Source organism: Skermanella stibiiresistens SB22 (genome assembly GCF_000576635.1).
Lineage (GTDB): Bacteria > Pseudomonadota > Alphaproteobacteria > Azospirillales > Azospirillaceae > Skermanella > Skermanella stibiiresistens.
The window spans coordinates 45481-69472 of the sequence record NZ_AVFL01000012.1 but is presented as its reverse complement, the minus strand read 5'-3'; the positions used below and the strand labels follow the sequence as shown (position 1 = coordinate 69472).

Below are 23992 nucleotides of genomic sequence, written 5' to 3'. Positions count from 1 at the left end.
CGATCAGGGCGCGTAGTCGCGGATGCGTTCGATGTTCTCCTTGCCGAACTTCTTCGCGTATTCGGCGTAGGCCGGCTGAAGCGCCTCCTGGAACTTCGAGCGGTCGACATCGGTGATGACCTCCATGCCGGCGGCGCGCAGTTCGGCGACGCCGGTGGCCTCGACGGCCGCGACCTTCTCGCGCATCGCCTTGGCGGCGACCATGGCCGAGTCGCGGAACATCTGCTGCTCCTCCGGGGTCAAACCGTCGAAGGTCGACTTCGACATCAGGATCAGGGCCGGCGAATAGACGTGGCCCGTCAGGGTCAGATATTTCTGAACCTGGGCGAATTTCGACGCCGTGATGACCGGGATCGGATTCTCCTGACCATCGACGGTTCCCTGCTGGAGGGCGGTGAAGACCTCCGTGAACGCCATCGGGGTCGGCAGCACGCCGAGCTGCCGGAAGGCGGTCATGTGGACCTGGTTCTCCATCGTGCGGACCTTCAGCCCCTTGGCGTCCGCCGGCGTGTTGATCGCGTGCTTGCTGTTGGTGATGTGGCGGAAGCCGTTCTCGCCCCAGGCCAGCGCCACCAGCCCCTTGTCCGGGAACAGCTTGAGCATGTCCTGGCCGACCGGGCCGTCCAGCACCGCGCGGGCGTGGGTGTAATCCTTGAACAGGAAGGGGATGTCGACGATCGCCACCTCCGGCACGAAGTTGCCGACCGGGCCTGTCGAGGTCACCAGCAGATCCAGCGTGCCGATCTGCGCGCTCTCGACCATCTCGCGCTCGGCGCCGTTCGGCGTGATGACGAGCTTGAACTTGCCGTTGCTGCGCCGAGCCAATTCCTCGGCCAACGTCGCGCTGGCCACCCCATAATGGGAGTTGGACGCCGTCGGGTGGCCCATCTGGAGCGTCGTCGCCGCCAAGGTCGGGTTGGCCGAAGGCAGCAGGCTGGCGAGCGCCAGAGCCATCGCCGTGGATACCCAGCGTGTCATCTTCATGTTTGTCGAGCCTCCCATATCGTTGTCGATCGCGGCTTCATCGTCCGAATCTTGCCCACAAGGTTTAGCAGCCGAGCGGAAAAGTTCAATTGCCATCGTTCCCGATGGAAGATGGTTTTCAGCGCATTGGACAGTTGGCTAGACTAATCCGTCCAGCTTTTCTGATAGGCTTCGATCGAGCTTGTCAGGCGGAGCACGCATCACGTGGACACGCAAACCCCAACGCCGGCGGCGGACGAACTGAAGCTACGCACCCTGATCGAAACCGCCCCCGACGGCATCGTGATCATCGACAGGTTCGGCGGGATCCAGACCTGCAATCCCGCATGCCTGCGCCTCTTCGGCTACGACTCGAACGAGGTGATCGGCCAGAATGTCAGGATGCTGATGCCCACCCCCTACCGGGAGGAGCATGACGGCTATCTGAACAACTACCGTGAGACGGGCCACCGGAAGATCATCGGCATCGGGCGCGAGGTCCATGGCCGCCGCAAGGACGGTTCGATCTTTCCAATGGAATTGTCGGTCGGCGAGGCCGGAGTGGATGACGACCGCGTCTTCATCGGCATCATCCGCGACATGACCGAGCGGAAACGCCACGAGACCGACCTGTTGGAGCGGAAGGCCCGCCTGACCTCCATCCTGGAGACGGTGCCCGACGCCATCATCGTGATCGACGGACGCGGCGTCATCGAATCGTTCAGCCCCGCGGCGGAGCGCCTATTCGGCCACGCCTCGGCCGATGTCGTGGGCCAAAACGTCAGCATGCTGATGCCCGCGCCGTACCGCGCCGCCCATGACGGCTATCTCGATCACTACCATGCGACGGGGGAGAAGCGGATCATCGGCATCGGCCGGGTGGTCGTCGGCCAGCGGGCGGACGGTTCGACCTTTCCGATGGACTTGGCGGTGGGCGAGGTCAATCTCGGCGGCCGCAAGCTGTTCACCGGGTTCGTCCGCGACCTGACCGAGCACCAGCACGCGGAGAAGCGGCTCCAGGACCTGCAATCGGAACTGCTGCACGTCTCCCGCTTCAGCGCCATGGGCCAGATGTCGTCCACCCTGGCGCACGAACTGAACCAGCCATTGACCGCCATCTCCAACTACGTCAAGGCATGCCGCCGCATGATGGACTCGGCGGAGCACAAGCCCAGCGCCAAGGTGCTGGACACCATGGACAAGGCGGTGGCCCAGGCGACCCGCGCCGGCCAGATCATCCGGCGGATGCGCGACTTCATCGAGAAGGGTCAGACCGACCGCACCGCCGAGCCGATCAACAAGGTGATCGAGGAAGCCAGCGCCCTTGCGCTGGTCGGCGCCAAGCAGGAGAATATCCGGGTGAATTTCGATCTGGCCCCGGAGTCGCCCGCCGTCTGGATCGACAAGATCCAGATCCAGCAGGTGGTCCTCAACCTCGTCCGCAACGCCATGGAGGCACTCGGCCAAAGCCCCGTCCGCACCTTGACCATCGCCACGGTTTCACCCCATGAGGATCTGGTGGAAGTCAGGGTGTCCGACACCGGTCCCGGTCTGGCGCCCGTGGTCGCGGCCAACCTGTTCCAGCCTTTCGTGACGACGAAGGCCAAGGGCATGGGGCTGGGTCTGTCGATCTGCCGGTCGATCATCGACGCCCACGGCGGGCGGCTTTGGGCCACCCCCAATCCCGACGGCGGCGTCACCTTCCACTTCACGGTGGAGGCCGCCCGCCCAGAGAGTGAAAATGCCGTCTGAGAACGCCACTGGAGAAACCGTCTTCATCGTCGATGACGACGATGCCGTCCGGGACTCACTTCAGATATTGCTGGAGTCCGCGGGTTTGACGGTCGAGGCCTTCGCGTCGCCGCTGGAATTCCTCGCCTCGTCGGCGCCGTCACGCGCGGGATGCCTGCTGGTCGACGTTCGGATGCCGGAGATGGACGGCATCCGGGTCAAGGAAAGCCTGAGCGCCGGCAACCACCAGCTTCCCGTCATCGTCATGACGGGCCATGCCGACGTACCCCTGGCGGTCCGGGCCATGAAGGCGGGAGCGGTCGATTTCATCGAGAAGCCATTCGACGACGAGATCATCATCGAAACGGTGCGCCGCGCGCTCAAGCTCGGATCCCCCGCCACTTCGGAAGCCGCGCAACGCATCGCCCAGTTGACTCCGCGCGAGCGCGAGGTGCTGGACGGATTGGTCGCCGGCCGCGCCAACAAGGTCATCGCCTTCGACCTGGACATCAGCCCCCGCACGGTGGAGATCCACAGGGCGCGGGTGATGGAGAAGATGCAGGCCCGCAGCCTGTCCCAACTGGTCCGCATGGCGCTGGAGGCGGGAGTGGCGCCGCCGCCATGACCAGCCGGAGTGCCACCCCGGCTTCCCGCCGGCCGCGCGGGATAAATCGCCGCCACTAAGGGGTATTGCGTATTTAACGCCGCCACCACCGGGCTTACCTTCCACTCCGATCAGGAGCGATACCCGCCGATGGCTCCAAGGCTCACGGCGGGACTGCGGGAGGCACGCGTGGGTGCGGAATTCAATCGGACGGTTTTTTTGGTCGACGACGACGAACCCGTCCGCGATTCGCTAAGGACCCTGCTGGAGTCCTACAGCATGGCGGTCGAGGATTATTCCTCCTGCCCCGAGTTCCTGGAGAACTTCAGGACCGAAGAGGGCGGATGCCTCGTGCTCGACCTGCATCTGCCGGTCATGAGCGGCTTGGAGTTCATGGAAATCCACGGCGGTAGTTTGGACGACATGCCGGTCATCCTGATCACCGGCCGGGGCGACCCCGCGACCAAGGCGCGCGCCCTGGAGGCCGGTGTGCTCGCCTTCATCGAAAAGCCGTTCGAGGATGAAAGCCTGGTCGACCTGATCCGCACGGCGCTGTGCCGGCCGACACGGCACTGAGGCTGTCACCGGCCCACAGCGGCGGCTAGAACCGCAGCTTCAAATTCCCCATCACCCGCTTGTAGTCATCGCCGAAGCCATAGGTCACGCCCAGCTCGATCCGGTCGAACTGGAAGCGCCCACCGTCGCCCCGCTTCGAGAGGCTGAGCGACACCTCGTCGAAATGCTCGACGAACAGATCGTCGCCGAGATAGTGGCTGTCGACGATCGATGCCGTCGCTTGGATCGGGCTCGGTCCGTCCGTCAGGTCCCTCGACACTGACAAACCATTCCGCAACAGGACGTTGGTCAGGTCGTAATCGACGTCGTAGTCGCCAACCGAGACGCCGGTCGCCCGGTAGACGCCAGCCATGTTGCCCAGGCCGAACTTCCAACCGTTCCAGTCCCAGCGGATGTCGCTGGTCAGCGATCCGGCATAGACGATGGCGGCGGCACCCAAATCGATCGATCCGGCGACGCCGGCGCGGATGCCGGGGGTCAGCGACCACCAGTCCGTCACGGGCAACCGGATGCCGACGCCCAGCGAACCGGACAGTGAGTCGGAATCGCCCGTCCTGACCCAGTTGACCGGCAGGTCGAACAAGACGGCCGCGTCGGTGTCCTCGAAATTCATCCGGTACGACAGCGTCCCGGAGATCCGGCCCTGGTCGAAATCACCGGGCGCCTTGCCCAAGCCACCATCGACCGAGAAGCCAAACTGGTTGGGCGATCCCTGGCCGCCGGAATGCCCGAGCGCGTCGGTCCCACGCGTGAAGTCGGCGGCACCCATCAGCGACATCAGACTGTCCGGATTGCCGGCCACCGGATCGATGCCGGTCTCGCGCACGGCGGCCTGGAGGATCTTGGTGACATCCTGGGCGCCCTGCCCCTTGAAATAATCGGACAATGCGTCCTGCGCCTCGTCTCGGGTGGCGCCCGTGAAGGTCCTGTTGATGCCGGCGGCCGGAATCCTCAGCACCAAAGCCGTCCCGGCGCCCGGATACGTGATCGTCGCCCTCAAGCCGCGCAGGTCGAAGGCGGCGGTCGCCGGAGAGGTGTCGGTATAGCTTGGGAGTAGGCCGCGCAGACTGGTGCCGGACACGCTGTCGATCGCGTCCTCGATGCTCTTGTAACCATAGGTTCTGCTGTCGCCGTTGGCGCTCAACGTCGCGACGAAGGTATCGCGCGCCTGCGCGCCGGAAAGCGGCAGCAGAACCGTCATGACGATGGCGAAGGCCGCCCATCTGGACGCCGCCCATGTGTTGAAGCTGTTCACCAGAACCCTCGCGATACCCAGGAAGCGGGTCGCCTGCCGCCCGCCGTCGCCACGGGAATACGGGAAAACTGGTTAATTGGCTCTTAAGGTTAATCTCCAGACCTATACTTTTGGTCTATGCGTATTCGGCTCAATCACTTTTCGATTGCGCGCTTTCCGACAGATCCATGATCAGGCTGGTGGTGAGGTATAGGCGCGGCGCGATGCTGGAAAGCTCCGCGTACTCCTCCGGAGAGTGAAGCCCGGCACCGACGATGCCCATCGTCTCGAGGATTGCCGGCTCGGGGCTATCCGGCACATACGCATAGCCCGCGTCGGTGCCGAACCTCATGGCGACCGACCCCAAGTCGCGCCCGATCCGGCCATAGCGCTCCTTGGCGAGGCCCGCCAACTCCTGTGATGCCAGGTTCCGCGCCAGCGGCGGCCGGCCCTTCTCGACGCGGAACGCCACTTCCGTGTCGGGGATCAGCGTCTGTCCAATGATCCGCTTGCCATCGGCCAGCACGCGGTCGGTCTCGGTCAGGTCGGAATAGCGCATGTCCCCCTCGGCGGAGGCGGCGTCGGGGATGATGTTGCGCTTCTCGCCCCCCTTGACGATCGTCCAGTTGACCGTCGTGCCCTTGGCTGGGTCCCCGAGATCCTTCAGTTGGACCAACTGGTGCGCCAGTTCCGTGATGGCGTTGCGCCCCTCCTCCGGAGCGGAACCGGCATGCGACGCCCTGCCCTTCACATCCAGGAAGACCGTGTTGATGCCATTGGTCGCGGTCGTGACGGCATCCTTGTCCGGCGGCTCATAGGAGAAGACGTAATCCTGCGACTTGGCCAGATCGGCGATCATCCTCCGCGACCCGCGCGATCCCATCTCCTCGTCCGGATTGAACAGCACCGTGATCGTGCCGTAGCGGTCGAAGTTCTGGTCGCGCAGCAGCTTCAGCGAATGGAGCACCATCGCGACACCGCCCTTGCCATCGGCGACACCGGGGCCGGTGATCCGGTCGCCCTCGACCTTGAACGGCCGCTGGGCGGCGGCGCCGGGACCGAACACCGTGTCATAATGGATCATCAGCATGAACTTGGCATCGCCCGTGCCCTTCAAGGTGCCGACGATGTTTCCCCCAACCGACGGCTCCGCCGGCGTCACCTGGACCTCGGCTCCCAGAGCCTTCAGCCGGTCCACCAGCATGCCCTGAACCTTGGAGATGCCGGCCTCCTGACCGGTGCCGGTATCGATCGAGACCAGTTGCTCCAAAGTCGCCAGATAGTCCGACCGCTCCGCCTCAGCCCGCTTCAACAGATCCTCGGCGGCCTGATCGGCCGCGAGGACGGGACCGGCGGATGTCGACAGCGCGACCGCGGCGGCGAGTGTGATGGGGCGAAGCTTGGGCATGGGACGGTTTCCTCCAAGGATGTCGGCGCTTGGCCGTGTCAACACCCGAACCCGGTCATGATCGCGCGGACAAAACGGGGCCCTCGGCCATCCGCCACACGATGTCGGTGTCGGCGAGCATCGACTCCCGGTGGGTGATCAGCAGCACGGTGCGGCCCGCCAAGCGCGGCCGCAACTCCCGCATCAGGGCCGCCTCGGTCGCGGCGTCCAGCCCTTCGGTTGGCTCGTCCAGCACCAGGACTGGCGCGTTCTTCAGCAAGGCGCGCGCCAGGGCCACGCGCCGGGCCTGACCTCCGGACAGCAGCACGCCGTTCTCGCCGGACCAAGTCAGGATACCGTCGGGCAGACCCTCGACGAAATCGGCCATCCGCACGACCTCCAGCGCGTCCCATAGATCGTCGTTGCTGGCGTCCCGCCTGCCCATCAGCAGGTTTTCACGGATATCGGCGGCGAACAGATGGGTTCCCTGGCTGACGTGGGCCATCAGCGCGTGCAAGTCCTCCTGCCGGAGGTCACGCAGGTCGACGCCGCCCAGCGTGACGCGGCCGGCATCGGGATCGATCAGGCGCAGCGCCAAGTTGGCGATGGTCGATTTGCCGACACCGCTCGGGCCCAGCAGCACCGTCGTCCGGCCTTGGGGTAGTTCCAGGTCAAGGTCGCTCAGGACGGGATTGCCGCCGTGTCCGAAATCGACATCCTCGAACCGCAGCGTGAACTCGGTCGGCGGCGCCACGGGCGTCGCCGGGTCGCGCACCTGGGGGACCGTCTCGGCGATCTCCAGCAGGCGGCGCGCGGCGGCGCGGGTTCGTCCCAGGTATTGGTAGGCCAGCGGCAACGGGGCCACCGCCTCGAACACCGCCATCACCACGAAGACGACCAAGGCCGCCATCGGCCCCTCGACATCGCCGCGCTCGACCTCGCCGACCACCAGCACCAGCGCCAGCCAGACGGCGGCGCCCGATACCAGCATGGTCAGGGCGGCGGACAGGCCGGTGATGGAACTCATCCGCCTCTGCCGGGCGATCAACGCGTCGGTGTCGCTGGAGATCGCCTCCAGCTGGCGGCCGTCCGCCGCGAAGGCCCGCAGATCGGCGAGCCCTTGGATGCCATCCACGGCGCGCGTCCGCAAGCTGGCGCCCAGCGTCACCAATTCCCCACCCGTCGCTGATCCCAGCCGTTCCGCCAGCACCGGAACGCCGACACCCGCCGCCAGCATCAGCGCCACCGTCACCAGCGCCACCATCGGGTCGATCCAGCCGAGCGGCACCAGCACGCCCACCGCCGTCAGCAACGCCACCACGCTGGGTGCCACGACCCGCAAATAGAGGTTGTCGAGCGCGTCGATGTCGGCGGTCAGCCGGGTCAGCAGGTCGCCACCGGTCAGCCGGGCCACCTGCCCGGCGTCGAGCGGCATCGCCTTGGCGAACAGCCACGAGCGCATGTCGGCCAGCAGCCGGAACGTCGCCTCGTGGTTGACCGTGCGCTCGGCGTAGCGTCCGGCGGTCCTGACCAGCGCGGCGGCCCGGATGCCGGCGCTGGGGGTGAAGATGTTGAAGCCCGCCGCACCCAGTCCCAATCCAGCCAGCGCGCTGCCGGTGATGAACCAGCCGGACAGCCCCAGCAGGCCGATGCCCGCCGCCAGCGTCACCAGCATCAGCGAGGCTCCCAGCGCCATGCGCCAGCGATGCCCGGCGAACAGCTTCAGGAAAGGCCACAGATCACGCATCGGCCACCACCTCGGCGGTGCCCTCGATCGGGATCGCGCGGTCGGCCCAGCCGATGCCCGACAGACTGTGGGTCGCGATCAGGACGGTTCGGCCCCGCGCCAGCGTATCGAGCGCCTTCAGCACCAGCGCCTCGTTGGCGGCATCCAGCCCCGCCGTCGGCTCGTCCAGCAACAGGATTGGCGCGTCCTTGAGATACGCCCTGGCCAAGGCGACCCGTCGGGCCTCGCCCCCGGAGATGCCATGGCCACGCTGCCCGATCAGGGTATCCAACCCCTGGGGCAGACGCGCCGCGAAGTCGGTCACCCGCGCCTCGTCGGCGGCGGCCTGGATCTCGTCCTCCTCCGCGTCGGGCCGGGCGAGCCGGATGTTGTCGCGGATCGTGCCGTGGAACAGGTGGGGGTTCTGCCCGACCCAGGCGGTGACTTCGGCGGGATCGATCCGCCCGACCTCCAAACCGCCGATCCGAACCACCCCCGCTCCCGGCCGCAGGAAGCCGAGGAACAGGCTGATGACGGTGGACTTGCCGGCACCGCTCGGCCCGACCAGCGCCACCCGCTCGCCCGCCTCGACGTTGAGCGAGAAGCCATCAAGCACCGGCCTGGCGCCCTCGCCAACCCCATGGACGAAGCTGACGCCGACCATCTCCAGCGCCATCGGACCGGCGCCCGCCGGCGCGTGGATACCGGCACGCGGCTCCACCGGAGTTTCCAGCACCTCCAGGATGCGCGCCGCCGCCCCGACCGCCGCGGCCCTGTCATGGTAATGCGCCGCCAGTTGCCGAAGGGGAAAGAAGAACTCCGGCGCGAGCAGCAGAACGAACAAGCCGGTCGCCAGCGTGACCCCGCCGCTCGGGCCGAACCGGACATAGCCCAGCAGGCTGAACCCGACATAGACCGCCACCACGGCCACCGCCATCGCGCTGAACAACTCCAGCACGGCGGAGGACAGGAACGCGATGCGCAGCACGCCCATGGTGCGCTGCCGGTACTCGTCCGACACGTGCCGGATCAGGTCCAATTCCCGCCGCGCCTGACCGAACAGCTTCAACGTTGTCAGCCCCTGGAGCCTGTCCAGGAAGTGCCCGCCCATCCGGGCCAGGGTGTCGAACTGCTTGCGGCTGGCCGCCGCGGCGCCCATGCCGATCAGCGACATGAACAGCGGCACGAAGGGTGCGGCCAGCAGCAGCATGCCGCCGACCACCCAGTTGACCGGGAAGATCGCCGCCAGCAGCGTCAGCGGCACCAACACCGACAAGGCCATCTGGGGTAGGAACCGCGCGAAGTAGCCATCGAGCGCGTCGACCCGCTCGACCAGCACCGTGGCGAGATCGCCGCTGTGCCGCCCGGCGACATAGGCCGGCCCCAGCCGGCCGATATGCGCGTAGACCTCCCGCCGAAGCCCCGCCCTAACACCCGCAGCCGCCGAGAATCCCGCCACCTCCGCCCCCCAGGCGCAGAACGCCCGCGCGCCGTAGATCGCGAGCAATCCCCACAGCGCCGGCATCAAGTCGGCGCGCGGCGCGTGATCGACGATGGCGGCGTGGAGCACATGGGCGATCAGCCCCGCCTGGACCAGCAGCAGCAATCCGCTCGCGAAACCGGCGCCAACCGCCAGCCCGACGCCCAGCCGGGCCCGCTTCGACAGATCCTTGAGCCACCTAGCCGCCTGCCGATCGGTCACCAGTCCCCCGTTTCCTTGGTCGATCCCGCCACCTGACATATGCTGGCCGTCCATACGTAAAACCCCTTACGTACAAACCCTTACGTAAAATCCCGAACTTAGCCGCGCCGCCGGCTGGCCCTATACCTCGCTTACGGACGGCGTAAGTCCGCGACATCCGATCAATCGGAGTGGAGAGGTAGAGACATCATGGCCCCAGCCCTTGCCATCGCCAACGTCAACGCGACATCCGTCACCCTGGGAGGCTTGGTCCAGGCTCGCCGCAACGCGACCGCCACTCCGGTCAATCCTTCCCGCTGGACCATGCGCCCCTCCGACGCCCTGGATGAAATCGCCTCGATCGCCACCGTGGAACGCGACCTGCCGCTGTTCCGCGAAGGCGAACACGCCGAAAACGTCTTCGAGGTGACCAGCGGCACCATCCGCGTCTTCAAGCTGCTGCCCGATGGGCGCCGCCAGATCATCGGCTTCGTCGAGGCCGGCGACTTCCTGGGCCTGTCGTTCAACGACACCTATCTCTACACCGCCGAGGCGGTCACCACGGCGGCCGTTCGCCGGTTCCCCCGTCGCCGGATGGAGACGCTGATCGACGAGAACCCGATCATCCGCCGCCGGCTGCTGGCGGTCACCGCCAACGAGCTGCTGACCGCCCAGGAACAGATGGTCCTGCTGGGCCGCAAGACGGCCAAGGAAAAGCTCTGCACCTTCCTGCTGTCGCTGTCGCGGAAAGCGGCCAGGCGCGGCCTGTGCGACACCCGCGTGTCGATGCCGATGGGCAGGGCCGACATCGCCGACTATCTCGGCCTGACGATCGAGACCGTTTCCCGCACCATCACCTGCCTCAAGACCGCGGGCCTGATTCGTCTGCTGGATGGTCACAAGATCGAACTGACCGACCTGGACACCATCGCCGAGATGGCCGAGGCCGCCTGAGGCCGGTACCTGCGATCCGTCAGTGCGGCACCGATTTCGAGAACACGTTGACGACGATCACGCCGGCCACGATCAGGCCAAGCCCCAGGACGGCCGGCGCGTCCAGCGCCTGCTTGAACCAAACGAAGCCGACCAGGCTGATCAGCACGATCCCGAGCCCGCTCCAGATGGCGTAGGCGATGCCGACCGGCAGGGTCATGAGCGCCAGCGACAGCAGGTAGAATGACGTCCCATAGCCCGCGAGCATGATCGTGACCGGCAAGGGCCGGGTGAACTGCTGGGACGCCTGCAAGGCCGAGGTCGCGACGACCTCCAGCACGATGGCGACGATCAGGAACACATAGGCCATCATCGAACCTTCCTACCGTGTCAGGGCGATCAGCCGCTCGGCCAGGGCCGATCTCGTCTCGGCGTCGATGTCGTACAGCCGGCCGACATCCGCCAGCCACAGGCCATCGGCGGCCAGCCGGGCGACCAGGGCCGCGATCGGATCGGCGCATTCCTCACGGTCCCGCGCCCGAACCTCCCTCAACCTCTCCCGCCAGCCGTCCAGCAGGTTGGGGTCCGACATGAAAGCCGCGCTGAGCGCCGCCCAGCGCCGGATCTCGGTGTCGGGCTCGCTGAACGCCGTTCGGACATAGGCGCGGGCGGCCCGCCCCCGCTGATCGGGATCGTCTTCGCCCAGTTCGTCCGCCGTTCGCATGAAGCGATCGGCCATCGTCTCGACCATCGCCGCCAGCAAGGCTTGCTTGCTGGGGAAGTGATGCAGCAAGCCACCTTTGCTGACCCCCGCCCGCTTCGCCACGGCATCGAGCGTCAAGGCGGCGACGCCGTCCTCGCCGACGATCTCCCCCGCCACATCCAAAAGACGCCGCTGGGTCACTTCGGGCTGGCGCTTGCGGCCGGATGCGCTGGACTGGTTCATAGGGCCTTACATACCGTCCGGACGGTATGTAAGGCAAGAGCCGAAACGCGCGCACCCCTTCCCGCGCGGGCCTGATCATGATGAGAGTGGACATACCAGTTCGCACGGGTGAAACTATCGGCGCCCGAGCTATCCGGGTACCGAACGAGCAGACCGTGATCCAACACGGTGCCGCAGGGGGAGAAGACAGATGCGTTTGTCCGGCAAAACCGCTGTGGTGACGGCGGCGGCCCAAGGTATCGGCCGCGCCACGGCCTTGGCCTTCGCGCGGGAGGGCGCCACCGTCGTCGCGACCGACGTCAACCTGGACAAGCTTTCCGAATTGGAGGGAACCGAGCGCCTGACGGTCCGCCGGCTCGACGTGCTCGATCCGCGGGCGATCCGGCAAGCCGCCGCCGATCTGGGCGCCGTCGATATCATCGTCAACTGCGCCGGCTTCGTCCACCACGGCACCATCCTGGACTGCGAGGAGAAGGATTGGGACTTCTCGTTCGACCTGAACGTCCGGGCGATGTACCGGGTGATCAAGGCGTTCCTGCCGGCGCTGCTGGAGCGTGACCAGGGGGCCTCCATCATCAACATCGCCTCGATCGCGTCGTCCGTCAGGGGCATTCCGAACCGCTTCGTCTATGGCGCCAGCAAGGCCGCCGTCATCGGACTGACCAAGTCCGTCGCGGCGGATTTCATGACCAGGGGCATCCGCTGCAACGCGATCTGCCCCGGCACCATCCAGACGCCCTCGCTGGATGAACGCATCGCGGCGTCGGGCGACGCCGAGGCGGCGCGGAAGGCGTTCGTGGCCCGCCAGCCGCTCGGCCGTCTGGGAACGCCGGAGGAGATCGCCGCCATGGCTGTCTATCTGGCGGGTGATGAGTCGACATTCACGACCGGGCAGATCCACGTCGTCGACGGCGGCATGACGACCTGACGCCATCGACGGATCGGTGCCGCCCCGCATACCACACAAGAGGACCATGACATGGCTGACGTGACCGTCGCCGATATCGAAGCCGCCGGCAAAGCCGCGCGGTATCCCAGCTTGAACGGCAAAGCGGTGCTGATCACGGGCGGAGCGTCGGGGATCGGCGCCTCGACCGTGGCCCATTACGCGGTGCAGGGCGCCAAGGTCGGCTTCATCGACCGCGACGAGGCGGCGGCCGAAGCCCTGCTCGGCGTGTTCCGCGAAGCCGGCGTGACCGCCCCCCTGTTCGTCGCGTGCGACCTGACCGACATCGCCGCCGGACGGGCCGCCGTCCAGCGGATCGAAGGGGAGCTTGGCCCCATTCGCGTGCTGGTCAACAACGCCGCGCGCGACGACCGGCACACCATCTCCGAGGTGACGCCCGAGTATTGGGACGACCGCATCAACGTCAACCTGCGGCACCAGTTCTTCATGGCGCAAGCGGTGGCGGGCGGCATGGCCAAGGCGGGCGGCGGCTCGATCGTCAACCTGGGCTCGACCTCGTGGCAGATCTGCACCGACAACCTCGCGGTCTATCAGGCGGCCAAGGCCGGCGTCGTCGGCTTGACCCGGGCCCTGGCCCGCGACCTCGGCCCCTCGGCCATCCGGGTCAACCACGTCTCGCCCGGTTGGATCATGACCGAGCGGCAGAAGAGCCTGTGGGTGACGCCCGAGAAGCTGGCGGCCAACACCGACCGCCAATGCCTCAAGGACACCCTGAAGCCCCATGATGTGGCGAGGATGGTCCTGTTCCTGGGAGCCGACGACAGCGCCATGTGCTCGGCCCAGACCTTCATCGTGGACGCGGGGACCGTCTGACCATGAGCGGCCACGATCATCACGGGGATCATGACCATGATCACGACCACGATCATGGCGCCAGCGGGCACGCCCACGCCGCCCCGGCCTCACCGATCGCCCAGCGGGTGAAGGCGCTGGAGGCGTTGCTGGTCGCCAAGAAGCTGGTCGACCCCGCCTCGCTGGACGCCCTGATCGACACCTACGAGCACAAGGTCGGCCCGCGCAACGGCGCCCGTGTGGTCGCCCGCGCCTGGACCGATCCGGACTACAAGCGCCGCCTGCTGGAGGACGCCACGGCGGCCATCGCCGAGTTCGGCTTCACCGGCAGGCAGGGCGAGGACATGGTCGTCGTCGAGAACACGCCCACCGTCCACAACCTCGTCGTCTGCACCCTATGCTCCTGCTACCCATGGCCGGTCCTGGGATTGCCGCCGGTCTGGTACAAGTCCGCCCCCTACCGGTCGCGGGCCGTGCTGGATCCGCGTGGCGTGCTGGCGGAGTTCGGCACCGACGTCTCCGACGAGGTCGAGGTCCGCGTCTGGGACAGCACGGCGGAGTTGCGCTATCTGGTCCTGCCGGAGCGCCCGCCCGGGACCGAGGGCATGGCCGAGGACGAGTTGGCCGACTTGGTCAACCGCGACAGCATGATCGGCGTGACCCGAGCGAAGTCTCCGGCCAAGCCGATGGCCATGGAGTCAACGCCGTGAACGGCGCGCATGACATGGGCGGCATGCATGGGATGGGGCCGATCGACACCGATCCTAACGATCCGCTGTTCCATGCCGAATGGGAGCGCCGCGCCTTCGCGGTCACCCTGGCGCTGGGGTTCCACGGCCGCTGGAACATCGACACCTCGCGCCACGCCCGCGAGAACCGCCACCCGCTCGACTATCTCGGCAGCAGCTATTTCGAGCTGTGGTTCAAGGCGGTCGAGAAGCTGGCGCTCGACACCGGCCTGATGACCGCCGACGAGGTCGCGACCGGCACTCCCGCCGCCCTCGCAGACACGCCGCCGCCCAATCCGGAGCGGGTCGCGGCGATCCTCCGCAAGGGTGTCAGCGCCAAGCTGCCCGACACGGTGCCGCCGCGCTTCCAGGTCGGCGCCCGGGTGCTGGTGCGCGAGGTGACGACACCCCGGCATACCCGCGTGCCGCGCTACTGCCGGGGCCGCACCGGCGTGATCGACCGCGACCACGGCGTCTACGTCTTTCCCGACACCCATGCCCATGGCGAGGGCGTCAAGCCCCAGCACTGCTACAGCGTCCGCTTCACCGGACAAGAATTGTGGGGCGACACCGCGCCGGCGAGGGACGCGATCTACATCGACCTGTGGGACGACTACCTGGAGCCGGCGCCGTGACCGCCCTGTCGCACACACCCGGCCCGCACCAGCCCGTAGAAGAGCCGCCCTTCAAGGAGCCATGGGAGGCGCAGGCTTTCGCCATGACGGTCAGGCTCCACGAGGCCGGACACTTCACCTGGCCTGAATGGGCCGAGATCCTGGCGGATGAGATCGCGGCGGCCCAGGAGCGAGGCGATCCCGACCTCGGATCGACATACTACCATCATTGGCTGCGCGCCCTGGAGCGCATGGTCGTGACCAAGGGGCTGGTCATGCCCGACGAATTACCCTGAGGACCAACCCGTCCTCGGGGTCAGGCGAAAACACGAAAAAATTGGGGGGAAGCAATGAAAAGAAGAACCTTCATCGGCACCTGCGCCACCGCTCTGACCGTCGCCCTTTCGGCGGGCGGCGCCTTGCTCGGCATGGCGGCGGCCCCCGCGCTGGCGGCTTATCCCGAGCGCCCGATCACCCTGATCGTGCCGTGGGGCGCCGGCGGCGGCACCGACGCCACCGCCCGCATCGTCGGCAGCCTGCTGGAGAAGACCCTGGGGCAGCCGGTCAATGTGGTCAACCGGACGGGGGGCAGCGGCGTCGTGGGCCATCAGGCGATCGCCAGTTCGGCGGCCGACGGCTACACGCTCGGCATCGCCACCGTCGAGATCGGCATGATGCATTGGCAGGGCCTGACCCAGCTGACCCACACCGACTACACGCCACTGGCCTTGATGAACGAGGATCCGGCCGGGCTTCAGGTCGCCCAGGACAGCAAGTTCGCCAGCGCCAAGGATTTCCTGGAAGCGGTCCGCGCCAAGCCTGGCTCCATGAAGGCTTCCGGGACCGGCCAGGGCGGCATCTGGCACCTGGCCTTGGCCGGCATGCTCGATGAAGCCGACATTCCTCCGCAGTCCGTGCCGTGGGTGCCGAGCCAGGGAGCGGCGCCGGGTCTCCAGGATCTCGTCGCGGGCGGCGTTCAGGTCGTCCCCTGCTCGCTGCCCGAGGCCCGGTCGCTGATCGACGCCGGGCGGGTCAAGAGCCTCGCCATCATGGCGAAGGAGCGCAATCCGCTGTTCCCCAACATCCCGACCCTGAAGGAACAGACTGGCATCGATTGGACCATGGCCGCCTGGCGCGGCATCGTCGGTCCGAAGGGCCTGCCGCAGGACGTGTCCGACCGCCTGATCAAGGCGCTGAAGGAGGTCTATGACAGCTCCGACTTCAAGGACTTCATGAACCAACGCGGATTCGGGATGATCTACGCCTCGGGCGACCAGTTCTCGAACTTCATGAGCGAGAGCAACGAAAGCTTGGGCACGGTGATGAAGGCCGTCGGCATCGCGAAGCAGTAAGGCGCGGCTCCACCCATGCGGATCAACGACGCCATCCTTGGCGCCGTGCTGCTGGCCTTCGCGCTCGTGATCGGCCTGTACGCACAATCCTTCCCCGCGATCCCCGGTCAGGAGTACGGCGCCTCCGTCTTCCCGACCTGGATCGCCATCGCGATCGGCGGCTGCTCGCTGGTGCTGATCGCCGGCGGCATCCGTCACTGGGCGGAGACCGGTGCGGTGGCGCTGGCCTCCTGGGCGCGGTCGGGCCATCACCTGAGGGCGCTGGCGATCACCATCGCGCTGGTGATCCTGTACATCCTGGTGTCCACGCCGCTGGGATTCATCCCGACGACGTTCATCACCTTGACCGTGCTGTTCGGGATCCTGGGCGTACGTCTGGCGCTGGCGCCGGTACTCGCGATCCTGTTGACCATGGCGGTCCACTATGGCTTCTACAGCCTGCTGAAGGTTCCGCTGCCGTGGGGCGTCCTGACCCCGTGGGCTTGGTGACGCCATGGACGCGATGATCCTCGCCACCGAGATGGTGTTCCAACCGCAGGTGTTGTTCACCATCGTCATGGCCGCCTTGTTCGGCCTGTTCGTCGGCGCCGTCCCCGGCCTCACCGCCACCATGGCGACCGCGCTGCTGGTCCCCGTCACCTTCTTCATGGAACCCGTGCCGGCGATCGGCGCCATCGTCACCTGTTCCGCCATGGCGATCTTCGCCGGCGACATTCCGGGCACGCTGCTGCGCATCCCCGGCACGCCGGCCTCGGCCGCCTACACCGACGAAGCCTATGCCATGACCCGCAAGGGTCAGGGGGAGGTGGCGCTCGGCGCCAACCTGCTGTTCTCCGCCTTGGGAGGGTTGTTCGGCACAGCCGTCCTGATCGTGGCCGCACCCTCGCTGGCCGAGGTGGCGCTCAAGTTCAGTTCCTTCGAGTATTTCTGGCTGGCCTGTCTGGGCCTGACCTGCGCCACCGTCGTCGGGACGGGATCGCCGATCAAGGGACTGGTCAGCCTGCTGCTGGGGCTGTTCGTCGCCACGGTCGGCCTGAACAACCCGGCGGGCGTGCCCCGCTTCACCTTCGGCAGCGTCGACCTGATGGGCGGCATCGACTTCATCCCGGCCATGATCGGCCTGTTCGCGGTGTCGGAGATCTTCCGCTACGTGCTGGGCATGTCGCCCGACACCAGCGGCGCGCAGACCCGCGTCGGCAACCTGTTCACCGGCTGGGGCAGGATGATGAAACAGTATTGGCGCCAGTCGATCCGAGGCAACATCGTCGGCACCCTGATCGGAGCCCTGCCCGGCGCCGGAGCCGACATCGCGTCCTGGGTCAGCTACGCCGTCAGCAAGCGCCTGTCGCGCACGCCGGAGAAGTTCGGCACCGGCCATGTCGAAGGCATCATCGAGAGCACGTCGTCCAACAACGCGGCCCTGGGCGGCGCCTGGGTGCCGGCCCTCGTCTTCGGCATCCCCGGAGACAGCATCACCGCGATCGTGATCGGCGTGCTCTACCTGAAGGGCATGAACCCCGGTCCAACCATCTTCATCAACAATCCGCAGGATATCTACGCGGTCTTCCTGATCTTCATCCTCGCCAACATCTTCATGGTCCCGGCGGGATGGGCCGCGATCAAGTCCGCCCGGCTGCTGATGAGGGTGCCGCGCAACGTTCTGATGCCGACGATCCTGCTGTTCTGCGTCGTGGGATCCTTCGCCATCAACAACTCGGTCTTCGGCATCACCATCATGCTGGTGTTCGGGCTGCTGGGTTTCGTGATGGAGGAGAACGGCTTTCCGATCGCGCCAACCATCCTGGGGATCGTGCTCGGCCCCATGCTGGAGGAGAACTTCGTCACCTCGATGATCAAGTCCGATGGTAGCTTCGCCGGCTTCTTCGAACGACCCATCTCGGGAACGCTGGGCGTGCTGACGCTGGCGCTCTGGGTCGTCCCGCTTGCCCTGTTCCTCTGGCGGAAGTTCTCCGCGAACCGGGTTTCCCCGCACGCCACGCGGGGCTGATTTACACTCCATTAAGCTTAATATCCGATAACCAATGGCATCACAGGCTCGAACCGAGCGGAGCTTCGCCGATGTCATTGAACTTTCTGGTGCGGGGACGGGCCGACAACCCGTCCCAAACTCAAATGAGCCAGTCACAGGGAACCACCGGGCAGGATGAGCAGCGCGCCCTGCCATCCCCCGGGCTCTCCCAAGGGGCATCCAGACTTCAGCGCGAGCGCCTGCCCTCCACCCTGGCGCCCACCGGCGAGGCGTCCATGTCCGACGACCTCCACGCCATCGCGGCCCTGATCGGCCAACTCAGCGACGACTCCCCCGACCACGAGGATGCTCCCTCCATGGACGACGCGGATGACGACGATGACGCGCACGACCTTCCGGAAGCCACCAAACCGCGTGAGGGTTCCTTGTTCGACGAATGCCAGGCAACCCTCGCCCGCCTCGACGCCGCCAAGTCCAGCGGTGAATCCCTGCTGTCGCAGATCGAGGTGTTCTCCGAGACCCTGGAGCGTCAGGCGACCGAGCTGGCCCTGACCCGGTCCTCCATGGCCAAGCTGGCATCGGACAACAGCAGGCTGGTCAATGAGAACGACCGGCTGCGCGTCATGCTGCGGTCCCTGCTGGACGCCGTCGACGCCGACGCCCGCCGCAGCAACGAGAGCATCGCGGTGGCCGAACGCCGGCTGCGGGATCTCCATCGCCAACCCGGCGAGCGGCAGCCGATCGACAGGGCCAAGCAGCAGCCGGCGCGAGGCTTGGTCGCCGAAGGCTGATCAGGCCGGATCGGAAATTCGGTCCAGTTGAAGCAATTCGGCCAGCCGGGTTCGCGGCTCGACCAGCTGGGCCAGCGTGTACTGGTCCAGCACATCGAGGAAGGCCTGCAATGCCTTGTTGAGCGCCCCCTTCAGGACGCAGGCCGACACGATCCGGCACCCGCCCCCAACACCGCCCCCGACACCACCACCCTCTGGGCCACCCTCGAAGCAGTTGACCAGGGCCATGTCCTGCTCCATCACGCGGACGACATCGCCGATCACGATCAACGACGCCGGCCGGGCCAGCCGCAACCCACCGTTTCGGCCCCGGATCGTCTCGACGAAGCCGGCCAAGCCCAGTTGATGGACCACTTTCAGCAGGTGGTTGTTGGATATGCCGTAATGGTCCGAGATCTGCTTGATCGTGACCAGCTCGTCCCGCCGGACCCCCAGGTAGATCAAGACCCGTAGGGAATAGTCGGTGTAGGTGGTCAGACGCATGGCGAACTCCGAGCCAGCCGGATAATAGATGCGCCCCCTATATAAGTTATCCGGCGGCGTGGAGTAGGCTCTTATCGGGACATCCCTGGAAGAGCCCACTCCACGCCCGGTCGGGCACGCTGATCAGAGGCTCAGGCCTCGGCCAGCAACAGTTCGCCCAACCGCTGATAATGTGTTTTGCCACTGGTCAGCGGGTCTTCCTCATGGGCGACGCGGCTCTCCAACTCGGCCCAGTCCGCCGCTGTCAGGAGACGCGCGGCGGCCGGGAGGACATCGCCGACCTCCCGCATCATGTGACCACGCTGGAAATCGACGTAATCCATCGCCGCCCTGACGAAGACGTCGCGCGACATCGTCGCGTCGGCGATCAGCTGTTCGACCAGTTTGGCGAACTTGGAGCTGACCTCCGACATCCGGGCATGATCCTCGACCAGCTGGTCCACGGCGCCGGCCATGCCGGGCTCCCGCTCCTTCAGCTTGAGGAAGATCGCGTTTTCCTTGGGATGATGGTAAAGATCAGGATACGCCAAGGTATAATCCATGATCAGGTGAAGCAGGTCGAGATCGGCGACCTCCCCATCATTGAACAGGCTGACCTGTCGGTCGATCAAGTGAAGCAGCTTGGCGATTGTCCGATGCTCTTCATTGATCGCGTTGATGATCGCTGGCGTCATGGCAAGTCTCCTTCCTGTCCGGGACAGGACGATCTGGCAGTGCTTGGACCCTGTCGGGTCGTCCGTTGTTCATTGTGCCTGTGGAGACTCTATGCCTGACCAAGCCTTGCCGCGATGCGACATACTGTGCAGTGCCGCGAAACCCGCGATATCACGCTGATGCCAGCCTAGGGATGTCAGCCCAAATAGGTGATCAGGACCACCATCAAGACCAACGCGCCGCCCAGGATCAGGTACATCGGATCGACACCGGGACGCCGCTTTCTCGCGCGCTTCATTTCATCCTCCCTGGTTGGCCAATGCCTCGATCATCCTCCCGAAGGCGGTTCGAATCCAGTGTCAACAGCCAAGTTCGAAATACAGGTATGGCGGGGATCATCCCCCAGGACCGCTGTTGTACAAAAGCGGATCGTGGGCGCCACCGGAACGCCGCCGCCGACCGCTTCGACCCTTCGACTCAGGAGACGACCATGGACCTCGACCGCATCAGACAGCGTGCCTATGAGATCTGGCAACAAGAGGGACAACCGGAAGGCAAGCAGCAAGAGCATTGGGAAAGGGCCATGCGCGAAGTCACCGGCGATGACGCGCGGGGTGGTGTCGAACTGGAGTCCGGCGCCGACGGCGATGCGGCGATGGGTGGGATTTCGGAGGCTGCCGGAGCCATGCGCGAGGCGTCCAGCGGCGGCGGTCTGGAGTCCACGGACAATCCAGACGCCAATCCGCTGGGGAGCGCCCCGACGGAGCCCGTTCGGAAGGAAACCGGCGCCGGGATCTGATAGTTTGACCCCGATGAGAACCTGAAAACGATGGGGCGGCTCAAGGCCGCCCCTAACGCTTTTCCGGGACCGGATCAGTCTCAGCTCAGCAACAGCGAGCTCGCCGACACGGTGTGTTCCTTCAGGACCGCCTCGGTCGTGGCGTCGACCTCGACCAGCATCACCTCATAGCCCCACAGGTTGGCGACGTGGCGCAGCACGGCGCGGGCGTCGCTCTCGTCCAGCAGGACGCGGTTGATCACGCGATGCTGGAGGATCAGCTTGCGGTCGCCCGATAGGTCGACATCGACGATCTGGATGTCAGGCTCCAGATAGCCGATGTCGTACTGACGGGCCAGCGCCTTGCGGACCTTGCGGTAGCCACGCTCGTTGTGGATCGCCTCGACCAGCATCTCCGGCTCGGAGGCGTCGTTCCTGACCTCGAACATCCGCATCTTCCGCATCAGGTGCGGGCTGAGATACTGGAGGACGAAGCTCTCGTCGCGGAAATTGGCCCAGGCCTCGCGCAGCGTGCCCATCGGGTCGCCATTGCCCGCCAGATCCGGGAACCAAGCGCGGTCCTCGTCGGTCGGCTGGGTCGAAATGCGCTCGATATCCTGCATCATCGCGAAGCCGATGGCGTAGGGGTTGATGCCGCTGAATCGGGGATCGTCGAAGTTCGGTTGGAAGACGACGCTGGTGTGCGAGTGCAAGAACTCCAGCAACGCGCCGTCCGACATCAGCCCCTTCTGATGCAACCGGTTCATGATGTAGTAGTGGGTGTAAGTGGCGCACCCCTCGTTCATCAGCTTGGTCTGCTTCTGCGGATAGAAGTACTGCGCCACCCGGCGGACGATGCGCAGGATCTCGCGCTGCCACTGGTGCAGGCGCGGCGCCTTCTTTTCCAGGAAGTAGAGGATGTTCTCCTCGGGCAGCGCCAGCAGCGCCTTGCGGCTCTCCACCGCCGTCACCGACTCCTTGACCCCCGGCTTGGTCGGAACGGTCCGCCAGAGATCGTTGTACATCTTGCGGTTATATTCCGTCCGTTCGTCCTCGCGGCGCTGCTCCTCGCGGAGATCCAGCGGCTGCTTGCGGGGATAGCGGTGGACGCCGTGGCTCATCAGCGCGTGGGCCGCGTCCAGCGTGCGCTCCACCGCTTGATGGCCGTAGCGCTCCTCGCATTTGATGATGAAGGTCTTGGCGAACTCCAGATAGTCCAGGATGCCCTTGGCGTCGGTCCACTGGCGGAACAGGTTGTTGTTCTTGAAGAAGTGGTTGTGGCCGAACGCGGCGTGCGCGATCACCAGCGTCTGCATCGTCATGGAGTTCTCTTCCATGATGTAGCTGATGCAGGGGCTGGAATTGATGACGATCTCGTAAGCCAATCCGCGCAGGCCCTTGCGGTACAGGGTCTCGTCCTGCGCGAAATGCTTGCCGAAAGACCAGTGCTTGTACATCAGCGGCATGCCGATGGACGAATAGGCGTCCAGCATCTGCTCGGCCGTGATCACCTCGATCTGGTTCGGATACGTGTCCAGCCCCATCTCGTCGACCGCGATCCGCTCGATCGCGTCGTAGGCGCGTTTGATCTTGTCGTAGTCCCAATCAGCGCCTTCGTAGATCAGCTGGCCGGTGTTTTCGAGCATCTGCATGGACATCTGTCGTTCCCCAGGAACCGCTACTCAGGTATGGCCGTGTATCGATCGTACCATATGTCTGGCCGCATGTCGGGCGTCACCCCGATCAGGCCGTGGCCTTCTCCCGCGAGAACAGATCGCGGAACACCGGGAAGATCTCCCGGCGGGTACGAACCTTTCGCATCGCGATCGGCGCCCCCGGCTTCGCCACCAGCTTGTAGGTCCGCCAGAGATCGGTTTCCCGGCCCAATGACGACCCCAGCGCCCCGCCCAAACCGCCCTCGTAGTCCTGGCTGACCTCGATATAGGCGAAGTATTGGCACATGGGCAGGATGACGTTCTCCAGCAAGGCCGCCGACTTGGCGTTGTCGTTCGACATGTTGTCGCCATCCGACGCCTGGGCCGCGTAGATGTTCCACTCGTCCTCGGGATACCGGTCGGCGATGATCCGCCGCATCTCCTCCAACGCGGTGGAGACGACGGTGCCGCCGGTCTCCGCGCTGTAGAAGAACGTCTCCTCGTCGACCTCTTTGGCCTCGTGCGTGTGCCGGATGAAGACGATGTCGACGTGGCGATAGCGCCGCTTGAGGAACAGGTAGAGCAGGATGAAGAACCGCTTGGCGAGGTCCTTCATGTGCTCGGTCATCGAGCCGGAGACGTCCATCAGGCAGAACATGACGGCCTGGGCCACCGGACGCGGCACCCGTTCGAACCGGTTGTAACGGACGTCGACCGGATCGAGATAGGGGATCAGCCGGCTGCGCTTCATCTGGCGTTCCAGCTCGCCGCGCAGTTCGGTCAGCCGCCCATCATCGGCGCCGTTGGCCTCCAGATCGGCGATCTCCCGCTCCAGAAGCTCGATCTCCTCCGGCTTAGGCCGCCGGAGGGCGATGCGCCGTGACAGGCTGTTGCGCATGGTGCGCACCAGATTGAGGTTCGACGGCGATCCATTGGAACTGTAACCAGCCCGATGCAGCGAGAAACTCTCGGTCTGCTTGATCTTCTGCTTGACCAGATCGGGCAGTTCCAAGTCTTCCATGAAGATGTCCAGGAACTCCTCCCGGCTCAACACGAACCGGAAGTCGTCCTCGCCGTCACCATCGGGGCTGCCTTCCGAGCCGCCCTTGCCGCCGCCGCCATCGGGCCGCGGGATGGTGTCACCTTCCATGTACTCCTTGTTGCCCGGCACCACGTGCTCACGCAGTCCACCGCTCGCCGAGCGGTGGAACGTCGGCTCGCGCACGCCGCCGGTGGAGATCGAGATCTTGTCGCCGTTCTCGATGTCCTGGATGCTGCGCTTGCCGGAGGTGTCACGCACCGCCTTGACGATCTGTTCCTTGGCGCGGCGCAGGAAGCGCTGGCGGTTGGCCAGGCTTTTGCCCTTGGGATTGAGGCGCCGGTCAATGATGTTCATATCGGTGAACT

Annotated in this window: 25 protein-coding genes; 14 read left to right on the top strand and 11 right to left on the bottom strand. The window is 65.9% G+C overall.

The window, feature by feature from the left end; all coding sequences use genetic code 11:
• Positions 1-3 precede the first annotated feature (3 nt).
• Positions 4-984 (bottom strand): TRAP transporter substrate-binding protein, encoded by a 981-nt coding sequence (locus N825_RS17150; protein ID WP_037454475.1) that lies wholly within the window; start codon positions 982-984, stop codon positions 4-6.
• 204 nt (positions 985-1188) lie between these two features.
• Between N825_RS17150 and N825_RS17145 the strand changes: the two genes are divergently transcribed.
• From N825_RS17145 to N825_RS17135, 3 genes are all read left to right on the top strand, one after another.
• Positions 1189-2715, top strand: a complete 1527-nt coding sequence (locus N825_RS17145) for a PAS domain-containing sensor histidine kinase (protein ID WP_084164816.1) — start codon at positions 1189-1191, stop codon at positions 2713-2715.
• Positions 2705-3319: a response regulator FixJ gene (gene fixJ / locus N825_RS17140; protein WP_037454473.1), complete on the top strand. Its 615-nt coding sequence runs from the start codon at positions 2705-2707 to the stop codon at positions 3317-3319. The genes N825_RS17145 and fixJ overlap by 11 nt, the downstream gene beginning before the upstream one ends.
• 129 nt (positions 3320-3448) lie before the next feature.
• Entirely contained in the window at positions 3449-3874 is a 426-nt protein-coding gene (locus tag N825_RS17135) for a response regulator transcription factor (RefSeq protein WP_084164815.1), read from the top strand.
• 25 nt (positions 3875-3899) lie between these two features.
• Here N825_RS17135 and N825_RS17130 read toward each other — a convergent pair whose 3' ends face one another.
• From N825_RS17130 to cydD, 4 genes are all read right to left on the bottom strand, one after another.
• Positions 3900-5129 carry a hypothetical protein gene (locus N825_RS17130; protein ID WP_037454471.1) on the bottom strand — a complete coding sequence of 410 codons (1230 nt, stop codon included), beginning with the start codon at positions 5127-5129 and terminating at the stop codon, positions 3900-3902.
• A gap of 130 nt (positions 5130-5259) precedes the next feature.
• Positions 5260-6516 (bottom strand): M20/M25/M40 family metallo-hydrolase, encoded by a 1257-nt coding sequence (locus N825_RS17125; protein WP_037454469.1) that lies wholly within the window; start codon positions 6514-6516, stop codon positions 5260-5262.
• A 55-nt stretch (positions 6517-6571) separates the two neighbouring features.
• Positions 6572-8242 (bottom strand): thiol reductant ABC exporter subunit CydC, encoded by a 1671-nt coding sequence (cydC, locus tag N825_RS17120; RefSeq protein WP_051512494.1) that lies wholly within the window; start codon positions 8240-8242, stop codon positions 6572-6574.
• Positions 8235-9923, bottom strand: coding sequence for a thiol reductant ABC exporter subunit CydD (cydD, locus tag N825_RS17115; protein ID WP_198038369.1), 1689 nt, complete (start codon positions 9921-9923; stop codon positions 8235-8237). Before cydD ends, cydC begins: the two co-directional genes overlap by 8 nt.
• Before the next feature lie 189 nt (positions 9924-10112).
• Here cydD and N825_RS17110 point away from each other — a divergent pair, with 189 nt between their 5' ends.
• Positions 10113-10856 (top strand): helix-turn-helix domain-containing protein, encoded by a 744-nt coding sequence (locus N825_RS17110; RefSeq protein ID WP_157619317.1) that lies wholly within the window; start codon positions 10113-10115, stop codon positions 10854-10856.
• Positions 10857-10875: 19 nt separating this feature from the next.
• On the opposite strand, the gene N825_RS17105 is transcribed toward N825_RS17110, so the two are convergent.
• Both N825_RS17105 and N825_RS17100 read right to left on the bottom strand, forming a co-directional pair.
• Positions 10876-11208: a DMT family transporter gene (locus N825_RS17105; protein ID WP_063833859.1), complete on the bottom strand. Its 333-nt coding sequence runs from the start codon at positions 11206-11208 to the stop codon at positions 10876-10878.
• A 9-nt stretch (positions 11209-11217) separates the two neighbouring features.
• A complete protein-coding gene (locus N825_RS17100; protein WP_037454466.1) occupies positions 11218-11781 on the bottom strand; it encodes a TetR/AcrR family transcriptional regulator in 564 nt (187 codons plus the stop codon).
• A gap of 190 nt (positions 11782-11971) precedes the next feature.
• Here N825_RS17100 and N825_RS17095 point away from each other — a divergent pair, with 190 nt between their 5' ends.
• The 9 genes from N825_RS17095 to N825_RS17055 all read left to right on the top strand — a co-directional run bounded on the left by N825_RS17095 (position 11972) and on the right by N825_RS17055 (position 19015).
• A complete protein-coding gene (locus N825_RS17095; RefSeq protein WP_037454463.1) occupies positions 11972-12709 on the top strand; it encodes an SDR family oxidoreductase in 738 nt (245 codons plus the stop codon).
• A 51-nt stretch (positions 12710-12760) separates the two neighbouring features.
• Positions 12761-13561, top strand: coding sequence for an SDR family NAD(P)-dependent oxidoreductase (locus N825_RS17090; protein WP_051512493.1), 801 nt, complete (start codon positions 12761-12763; stop codon positions 13559-13561).
• Between the two features lie 2 nt (positions 13562-13563).
• Entirely contained in the window at positions 13564-14250 is a 687-nt protein-coding gene (gene nthA, locus N825_RS17085; protein WP_037454459.1) for a nitrile hydratase subunit alpha, read from the top strand.
• Positions 14247-14903 (top strand): nitrile hydratase subunit beta, encoded by a 657-nt coding sequence (gene nthB / locus N825_RS17080; RefSeq protein WP_037454456.1) that lies wholly within the window; start codon positions 14247-14249, stop codon positions 14901-14903. Before nthA ends, nthB begins: the two co-directional genes overlap by 4 nt.
• Positions 14900-15178, top strand: coding sequence for a nitrile hydratase accessory protein (locus N825_RS17075; protein ID WP_084164814.1), 279 nt, complete (start codon positions 14900-14902; stop codon positions 15176-15178). The genes nthB and N825_RS17075 overlap by 4 nt, the downstream gene beginning before the upstream one ends.
• A 54-nt stretch (positions 15179-15232) precedes the next feature.
• Positions 15233-16234: a tripartite tricarboxylate transporter substrate binding protein gene (locus N825_RS17070; RefSeq protein ID WP_037454453.1), complete on the top strand. Its 1002-nt coding sequence runs from the start codon at positions 15233-15235 to the stop codon at positions 16232-16234.
• Between the two features lie 15 nt (positions 16235-16249).
• Positions 16250-16723, top strand: coding sequence for a tripartite tricarboxylate transporter TctB family protein (locus N825_RS17065; protein WP_037454450.1), 474 nt, complete (start codon positions 16250-16252; stop codon positions 16721-16723).
• A 4-nt stretch (positions 16724-16727) separates the two neighbouring features.
• The gene (locus tag N825_RS17060) at positions 16728-18242 is read left to right on the top strand and encodes a tripartite tricarboxylate transporter permease (RefSeq protein ID WP_037454447.1); all 1515 of its coding nucleotides are present in this window, start codon (positions 16728-16730) and stop codon (positions 18240-18242) included.
• Positions 18243-18313: 71 nt separating this feature from the next.
• Complete coding sequence (locus N825_RS17055; protein ID WP_157619315.1) at positions 18314-19015, top strand: hypothetical protein; 702 nt, start codon at positions 18314-18316, stop codon at positions 19013-19015.
• On the opposite strand, the gene N825_RS17050 is transcribed toward N825_RS17055, so the two are convergent.
• Both N825_RS17050 and N825_RS17045 read right to left on the bottom strand, forming a co-directional pair.
• Complete coding sequence (locus N825_RS17050; RefSeq protein WP_037454441.1) at positions 19016-19498, bottom strand: Rrf2 family transcriptional regulator; 483 nt, start codon at positions 19496-19498, stop codon at positions 19016-19018. It abuts the gene before it with no gap.
• 131 nt (positions 19499-19629) lie between these two features.
• Positions 19630-20172, bottom strand: a complete 543-nt coding sequence (locus tag N825_RS17045; RefSeq protein ID WP_051512491.1) for a hemerythrin domain-containing protein — start codon at positions 20170-20172, stop codon at positions 19630-19632.
• Between the two features lie 470 nt (positions 20173-20642).
• On the opposite strand from N825_RS17045, the gene N825_RS36605 reads away from it, so the two are divergent.
• Positions 20643-20951, top strand: a complete 309-nt coding sequence (locus N825_RS36605) for a DUF2934 domain-containing protein (protein WP_084164833.1) — start codon at positions 20643-20645, stop codon at positions 20949-20951.
• A gap of 80 nt (positions 20952-21031) precedes the next feature.
• On the opposite strand, the gene N825_RS17035 is transcribed toward N825_RS36605, so the two are convergent.
• Together N825_RS17035 and N825_RS17030 are read right to left on the bottom strand one after the other, a co-directional pair.
• The gene (locus N825_RS17035; protein ID WP_084164832.1) at positions 21032-22582 is read right to left on the bottom strand and encodes a SpoVR family protein; all 1551 of its coding nucleotides are present in this window, start codon (positions 22580-22582) and stop codon (positions 21032-21034) included.
• A 91-nt stretch (positions 22583-22673) separates the two neighbouring features.
• The gene (locus N825_RS17030; RefSeq protein ID WP_037454434.1) at positions 22674-23981 is read right to left on the bottom strand and encodes a YeaH/YhbH family protein; all 1308 of its coding nucleotides are present in this window, start codon (positions 23979-23981) and stop codon (positions 22674-22676) included.
• Between the last annotated feature and the right edge of the window lie 11 nt (positions 23982-23992).